The sequence below is a fragment of the Komagataeibacter melomenusus genome (assembly GCF_013155395.1).
In the GTDB taxonomy this organism is placed as follows: domain Bacteria; phylum Pseudomonadota; class Alphaproteobacteria; order Acetobacterales; family Acetobacteraceae; genus Komagataeibacter; species Komagataeibacter melomenusus.
This window is the reverse complement of the sequence record NZ_JABJWC010000005.1, coordinates 116,756-124,012: the sequence shown is the minus strand read 5'-3', so window position 1 is coordinate 124,012 and position 7,257 is coordinate 116,756. Positions and strand designations below refer to the sequence as shown.

Sequence of the window (7,257 nt, the reverse complement as noted above, 5' to 3'; positions counted from 1 at the left end):
CTTCCAGGGCAACCCGTGATTTGAACTCCGCCGCATACCTCTTGCGCGTAACCTTGCCCATAAAACCCGTTCTCTCTCAGGTCGGATTATAGCTTATTGCCCTGTCCGAAAAATGGGGACCACCTCTCTTGAAGCATTAGGAGAAACATCGCAAGAAGCTATTTACGCCTTCCGCTTGCGGGACCTTTTTGATCGGACTGAGAAATGTCGAGAACGATATTGGAACCTTCCGAAAGGCGTGCGAATCGAACATGGCCTTCGCCCAGATCTATTTTCTGACGACACTTACTCTGGCCAGTTTATCGTCGAGGCCGCAAGCAATGTAATCAGTAAAGCGTCCAGAGGTATCTTTCCTATTGAGAGCGACGTTTTAGATCGAATTAAAGCTCCGAGCTTGCCAGCCCTATTGTTCAATTATGGGGAAGTGGTAGCTGTGCTAGAGCCACTGCTCGCTGAGTTGGAATCCAAGCTCAATGCGGCGGCTGTGTCCAAGTAATTCGATTTCGATAGAACAGAATGTTCAGCGCGAATGGCCAGATAATTTAGTCAAACGATCACGTTAAATGACCGTTTTCGGCTTTTTAACAGCACGCCAAAAGTGTCTGGCATGAGGGCGAGAGCAGTCTGGCCACTTTGGAGCGCCCAAGTGATATCTCTTGCCGTTTGTTTAACTTCGTGTGCCCCCACTTCAGCCGTTCGAAAGAAATGTAAGGCCGTCTGAAAGCTGACATTTATTACAGAGTAGCCAAACGTCAATCTCCCAATGCGCCTGATATTGCCTCAAATCCCCGTGCGCTACCATGCAGTATCGGGATACCGTCTATCACCCAAAGGTTGTCTGCTCTCTTATGTCTGAATCAGACACTGACGTCATTGGCTGGAGGCGGGCCCATAAGTTGAGACCGATATCAGCGATTATCCGCCGAGAAGTTTGCTGATAAGCGAGCCGATACCGGCTGCGACTAGATTGCCGGAGGCACCCTCCACGACGGACCTTAGCGAAACCAATGTTGCGCGTAGTTTGGAGGCCGAAGGCGTAGCAGAGTTAACCTCGGATTCAAGTTCGGCGAGTGATGACTCAATTCCTGACCTCTGGGCTTCTGGCAGGCCCGGAGCCGCTGCACGGATCTGCGCCACGAGGTCTTTGACCTGCGCCGGCGTGATGTCGGACGCCACATTGAACGAATTGTCGGCAGAATTGATGTTGAGTCGGGAATTCGCGCCATGAAAGGTCGCGATCACGGTCTGCGGCGTCGCCACTGGCGCATCACTACGCCGGACTTTCGTTTGGAAATGTGGCGGTATGCTGGCAACGCCACTATGATAACCAGGATCAACGACGATAAAATCTTCGACCAGTTTGCTTGGTAGTTCCCGCAAAAAATGGTCTCCTACCTCGATTGGCAAATCGGCGACGAACATGGTGATCTGGTGAGAGCTTACCGAAGCAGGGATGTCTTTACGAATCACTTCACCGCTATGCTTTACTAGGGTGACTTTATCTTTTGTCATGCTACCAAAGACCATGTTGTTACCTCCGACTTCTGACATGACGTCGCAATAGATCCGTCGCAACTGGTCAACCCGTGCAGCGATATCCTGTGGCTGGGAACCAACCCACTCCCCTATATCCTGTCGCTGTGGAAATTTAAAACCGTCACCTTGCAGTATCCGGTCCTTCTCGACCGCCTCATGACGAATTTGTTGCGCAAAATCAGTGATAAACGACTTTGCTTCTGAAAGCGCCTGGACACGGATCGCAAACGGGTATCGTAATATCTCATCTTCGATACCGTAAAACACCTCGCAGATCTTCTTGGCGAGATAATGTTGAATGGTCTGTCTGTAGATCGTTTGGGGAACTCCTGTATAACGAATCCCACCATAACGAATCAGCCTCCCATTAAAGCTTTCGATTTCGACTGGCATCGAACCACTGATATAGTGCCATTTGCAGAACCACTCGTTGGCCATGCGCTGCCGCTCATCGCTGAGCATAACGACCAGTCGCGCGCCGATCGGCGTCATCTCACTCCTGACTGGTGCCGCTAAAGCCCAAATTTCAAAGGATTCTTGAGACATTCTGATACCGGTTTCGGGTGCCACGTCAATACGTGGAGCCTATCTTGCACATTGAAGCCAGGATAGCATGGGCACTACCGTCTGGGATGGGCATGCACGGCGAAATAATGTCCGGTTTCGGGAAGGCAATTTATCGTCTCGAATGTCGCCGACGAGGCGTTTGTTGCCTGTCTGCTCCATTCTTGAAGACGACATACGGCTTTACGAGGGAAGCAACCGGTTTGATTCTGGTGACAGGTTTGCACTGGTTTTATCATCGCATCAGGTCGTCAGCGAAGCGTCGCAAAAGCGTCTGTAACTGATCGAGGTCGGCATCCGTCCAGTCGACGAGAATGCGGTTCGCCAGCCTCTGGCGGGCCGCATTCAGCAGGTCGACCATTTCCTGTCCCTTTCCTGTCACTGTCGCTTCGCGAACACGCCTGTCCGTTGCAGACGGGTGGCGCTCAATCAGGCCCATCTCTTCCAGCTTGGTCATTTGTCGGCTGATCGTCGTATGATCACGCCCTGTACGGTCCGCGAGTTCGACAACACCAACAGGACCGTAACGCCATACGCGCGCCAGAAGCGGAAACAGGGCCCGATCCAGTGGAATACCCGCTTCTTCGATCAGTCGATCATCCCGACGCGGCCGGTTGATTTCATCGACCAGATCGATGATCGCGGTATGCAGCCCGCGCAGGATATCAGGATCATGTGTATTATTCACGCTTTTTGTTGCCTTGGACGCCGCTCTGAGATACGTGAATATTACACATTGATTCGCGGAGTTGCCAGTGTCCTTCGATACAGACGTCCTGATCTCGGGTGCGGGGGCCGCAGGCCTGACACTTGCGATCGACCTCGCCCGACGCGGGGTTTCGTTCCGACTGATCGAGCAGAACACGCAGCCGTTCAGCGGATCGCGCGGGAAAGGCATCCAGCCCCGGACGATGGAGATCTTCGAGGATCTCGGCTTCGTCGACCGCGTGGCGGCAGCAGGCGGCCCCTATCCGCCGCTGTGCCAGTATCGTCCTGATGGAACCCATAAGGTGTCGCTTCTGACGGAAGCGGAAGTCTTTCCCACTCCCGCCGAACCTTATGCCGCGCCGCTGATGCTGCCGCAGTTCGCAGCCGAAGCCGTCATGCGGGAGCGGCTTGCCGAGCTTGGGCATCATCCCCGCTTCGGCACACGGCTGACCGGATTTGAACAGGACGCACATGGCGTAACGGCGAGGATGGGAGGAGAAACCGGCGAGCATATGATCCGCGCCCGGTTCCTCGTCGGGACCGACGGCGGCCGCAGCTTCGTGCGCCATGCCCTGGCGATTGATTTTCCGGGAAAAGCACTGGGCGTGCGTGCGATCGTTGCCGATGTGCGGCTGGAGGGTCTTGATCGGTCCGTCTGGCATCGTTTCCAGCTCGGTTCACCGGCGATACAGGTCATGATCTGTCCACTGGCGGGAACCGATCTGTTCCAAGTTCAGGCGCCCGTGGCACTGGAGGGAGAGATCGACCTGTCTTCGGCCGGACTGACCGCGCTCATCGGGGCCCGGACCGGCAGAGGGGACATCTCCGTCCGTTCGGTATCCTGGTCCTCGGTTTATGCGATGAATGCGCGTCTGGCTGATCGCTACCGGGTCGGACGCATCTTCATTGCGGGGGATGCCGCTCATGTTCACCCGCCAACCGGTGGTCAGGGTCTCAATACCAGCGTTCAGGACGCCTATAATCTCGGCTGGAAGCTGGCCTCCGTGCTCGCGGGTGCGCCGGAAGCGCTGCTCGACAGCTACGAGGCGGAGCGCCGACCTATCGCGTCGAACATGCTTCATCTCTCGACGCGGCTGCTTGGTGAAGCAAAGCAGGGCACCATGCGGCGCGATCGCGAAGCGCGTCAGCTTGACCTCGGCTATCGCGGCTCATCCTTGCGCGCGCCCGGTTCGGTGTGCGGCAGGGTGCAGGCGGGCGATCGCGCACCCGATGCGCCCTGTCGCGGACAGGCGGGGCAACGGACACGGCTGTTCACGGTTTTTCAAGGGGCTCACTGGACCCTGCTCGGCTACCAGCCGCACGACCGGCCCTCGGCCATCGCGGGCGTCCGTATCGTCACCGTTGGCGCGGGGCATGAACTCGTCGACGAAGATGGCGATATCGCCGAAGCGTACGGGATCGAACCCGGTCAGTGGGTGCTCGTGCGTCCGGACGGTTACATCGCCGGGATCTTTCCCTCTGACGGACTGGGGCCGCAGCTTTCGCGCTACCTCGCGCACGTGCTGCCGTCCTGTCCAGCCGATACGCTCGAAGGGTCATGATGCAGGGGAAACGAAGGGTCGGCTTTGTGTAAGATGATCGGTAAACCGGGACATTCAAATGGACGCCCCTCGCGCTGGCTTTCACTCCATTCGGTCCTTCCAATAACCCATGAAAATTTCCGGAAGTCGACATTTGCTCATGAAGCAGTTAAACGCCAACCGATTGATTCAGTGTAAGTGTTCGAATCCCACTTGCTCCGTCAAACACCGCCCAAATCGGCCAGCTATATCTTTAATTATCAAAGCGATATCGTTTTGAAGCGCGGTTACCCTACGGCCAGGGCTCGCGCGCGCCTTACCAGTCAGCATATCCGCTGTTCGCTTGATCGCGGTTGTTCTGATCATCAGGGTGGGCGTTCATGATTTCGCATCGTATTTTGGGAGGATAAGATCCCCTTTCGGAGGCTTGTCGTCGCTACCGCCAAAGCGCCGGAAGATGGACTGTGCGAATGCACTCGACAGGGTTTTCCCAACCGTCCGCAGCATCCCAATTCCGAGACGCGACTTTGGATGGATAAGGCGAATGAAACCGGGACGCACCGTTCGGCCGCTTGCAACAAAGGGCCGCATCAGCCTTTCATAGGACTCAAACGCCACCGTGTGCGCTGGCTGCTTGTTGAGTTCGCCGGCGAGGATATAGGCACCGATTAATGCGAGCGGTGTTCCCTGCCCCGTGTAGGCCGAGGGGCAATAGGCGGCGTCACCAGTGAGCACGAAGCGACCCTTCGACCAGGTGGAGCCGATCACCTGACTCATCGGACCCAGGTAGAAATCGGGATCGTAATCGAGGTTCGCAAGGATGCGATCTGCCGGGCCGCCCGCGCCCTGAAGCGCATCGCGCAGCATCTTGCGTCGCGCGACGCCATCGACGTCGCTCGCTTCGAACTGCTTGCGCAAGAAGCTAACGAAAACGGTTGTGTCGTTGTCATGGGCCGGCCGTAGCAGCATGCAGGAGCCGCCCTTGCCGTTGTAGATTTGCGCCCAGTCCGTATCCTCGGAGCTCCTCGGGATTCTGAAGTAACAGGCGTAAACGCCCAGGTACCGGAAGCGGATGTCACCTTCCATGACGAGCCACCGGGTCGAAGAGCCGACGCCTTCGGCGCTGACAACGAGATCGAACTTTTCGGTCGATTCGTTGTTGAAGGTGACGGACACGCCATCATCATGTTGCTGCAGGGCCGTGATGGTCGTGCCGAACCGATAATCGCAATCATCCCTGGTTGCGTCGTAGAGAATGCGCGCAAGGTCGCCGCGCAGAATCTCATACGAGCTTGTCAGCGACCCGACCGCGCCCTTCGGAAGCCGCGCAAGAGGCCCATCAGTCTGATGACTTCCTGACCCGGTCCCTCGATATCGACGTTCTGGCCACCCGTGCGGAAGGTCTTCGACCGCTCGATGACCGTCACCTTGTCGCCATACCTGTTCAGCCAGTAGGCTAGCGCAGGACCAGCGATGCTCGAGCCGGAGATCAGTATTTTCTTGCTTTCGTTCATGACGGCGCTCCCCTAATCGAGACCTGTTTTCCCCGGCGACCAGCACGCTTTCGACTTCACGCCCGATGACCCGATGCTGCTCTTCTTCAGCGCCTGACTCACACTCCGTAGGCCTTCGCCTTCAAGATCGATAAGCCGGAAGCGCGATGAGAGGGTTTCGACGGCCGCGACCCGCGCTGGCCGCATCATCCGCCGCAGCAACGCGCGCGTGACGCGCCGCGACGTCGCGGCATTCTGTGGCAGTGGGGACATATCGGCGTCGAACGTGCTCATAAGGAGTATCCAGCGCTGCTTGACGAGTTCAGAATTGGTGCCCAGAATACGACGAAATATTCAGGTTTTCTAATCGCATTCGGGAGCCGTCATGGCAGAGCGCCGCCACGCGCAAATTTCCTCGCGAAAACAACCGCAGCAGGCTCGCTCAATGGAGCTGGTGGAGTCCGTGCTGGACGCCGCTGTTCAGGTTTTGGCGACCGAGGGTACGCAGCGTTTCACCATGGCCCGCGTCGCCGAGCGGGCTGGCGTGAGCATCGGTTCGCTCTACCAGTATTTCCCCAACAAGGCCGCCATCCTGTTCCGGCTCTAGACCGACGAATGGCGGGAGACGACCGCGATGCTGCGCGATACGCTTGAAGATGCCGGCAAACCACCGCTGGCGCGTTTGCGAGCACTGACCCATGCTTTCATCCGTTCGGAATGCGCGGAAGCATCCGTCCGTGTGGCCCTCGACGATGCCGCCCCCCTCTATCGGGATGCACCGGAAGCCGCAGAAGTGCGACAGGCGGGGAATGAGATCATCGAACGCTTTATGCGCGAGGTCCTGCCGGACGCCACGAACAACGAGCGCACCCTGGCAGGTGACCTCATCAGGACGACTTTCGGTGCCGTCGGCAAGGCGTTCTCGGAAACACCCCGAAGCGACGTGGAAATCGCAGCCTATGCCGATGCCATGGCCGATATGTTCGAAGCGTATCTGCTCCGCCTCTCCGGAAGCATCTGATCGGAATCTGTCATCGGAAAGTCGGCCGCTCTAAGTGCGCTAGACCACCTTCGGCTCAGTCAGGCGACCTCCTAAGTCACACTCACGCATTTGTGAAAGTGGACAAAACTGCGCCCCGGTATCTTTCCGTCTGTTTCCTATGTGTTTCCTGCGGTAGATTTCGGGCACAAAAAAACCCGCCTTATTGGGGCGGGTTTATCGTGTCTTTTCAGACGTTTAAGTTTGGTTGCGGGGGCACGCTTGGCTCTCAACTTACAAAAACAGCAAGCTGAGAACCAATCGGGTTTACTGAATTGTTTTTTCTATCTTTTTTCAGCTTCCGCATAGAGCTTCCCTGATCGGCATTCTCCCAAAATGAAAATTGTTATCAAGCAGTTGCGCTGCTCGACGATAT

The 7,257-nt window shown here is 56.8% G+C and carries 6 protein-coding genes and 1 pseudogene; 2 read left to right on the top strand and 5 right to left on the bottom strand.

The annotated features are described in order from the left end of the window. Positions 1–915 precede the first annotated feature (915 nt). Positions 916–2,028, bottom strand: coding sequence for a hypothetical protein (locus HNW77_RS03655; protein WP_172155478.1), 1,113 nt, complete (start codon positions 2,026–2,028; stop codon positions 916–918). A gap of 307 nt (positions 2,029–2,335) precedes the next feature. Continuing rightward, a complete protein-coding gene (locus HNW77_RS03650) occupies positions 2,336–2,788 on the bottom strand; it encodes a MarR family transcriptional regulator (RefSeq protein ID WP_172155476.1) in 453 nt (150 codons plus the stop codon). Between the two features lie 67 nt (positions 2,789–2,855). Here HNW77_RS03650 and HNW77_RS03645 point away from each other — a divergent pair, with 67 nt between their 5' ends. Next, positions 2,856–4,370: an FAD-dependent oxidoreductase gene (locus HNW77_RS03645; RefSeq protein WP_217417287.1), complete on the top strand. Its 1,515-nt coding sequence runs from the start codon at positions 2,856–2,858 to the stop codon at positions 4,368–4,370. 357 nt (positions 4,371–4,727) lie between these two features. Here the strand turns inward: HNW77_RS03645 and HNW77_RS03640 are convergent, their stop codons facing one another. From HNW77_RS03640 to HNW77_RS17460, 3 genes are read right to left on the bottom strand one after another with little or no spacing between them, the layout of a single operon-like run. Then, complete coding sequence (locus tag HNW77_RS03640) at positions 4,728–5,606, bottom strand: FAD-dependent monooxygenase (RefSeq protein ID WP_276592102.1); 879 nt, start codon at positions 5,604–5,606, stop codon at positions 4,728–4,730. A gap of 38 nt (positions 5,607–5,644) precedes the next feature. After that, complete coding sequence (locus tag HNW77_RS03635; RefSeq protein WP_172155499.1) at positions 5,645–5,863, bottom strand: NAD-binding protein; 219 nt, start codon at positions 5,861–5,863, stop codon at positions 5,645–5,647. 12 nt (positions 5,864–5,875) lie between these two features. Next, the gene (locus tag HNW77_RS17460) at positions 5,876–6,136 is read right to left on the bottom strand and encodes a hypothetical protein (protein ID WP_187353159.1); all 261 of its coding nucleotides are present in this window, start codon (positions 6,134–6,136) and stop codon (positions 5,876–5,878) included. 91 nt (positions 6,137–6,227) lie between these two features. On the opposite strand from HNW77_RS17460, the pseudogene HNW77_RS03625 reads away from it, so the two are divergent. Then, positions 6,228–6,863 (top strand): annotated as a pseudogene (locus tag HNW77_RS03625) (TetR family transcriptional regulator). Positions 6,864–7,257: the final 394 nt, after the last annotated feature.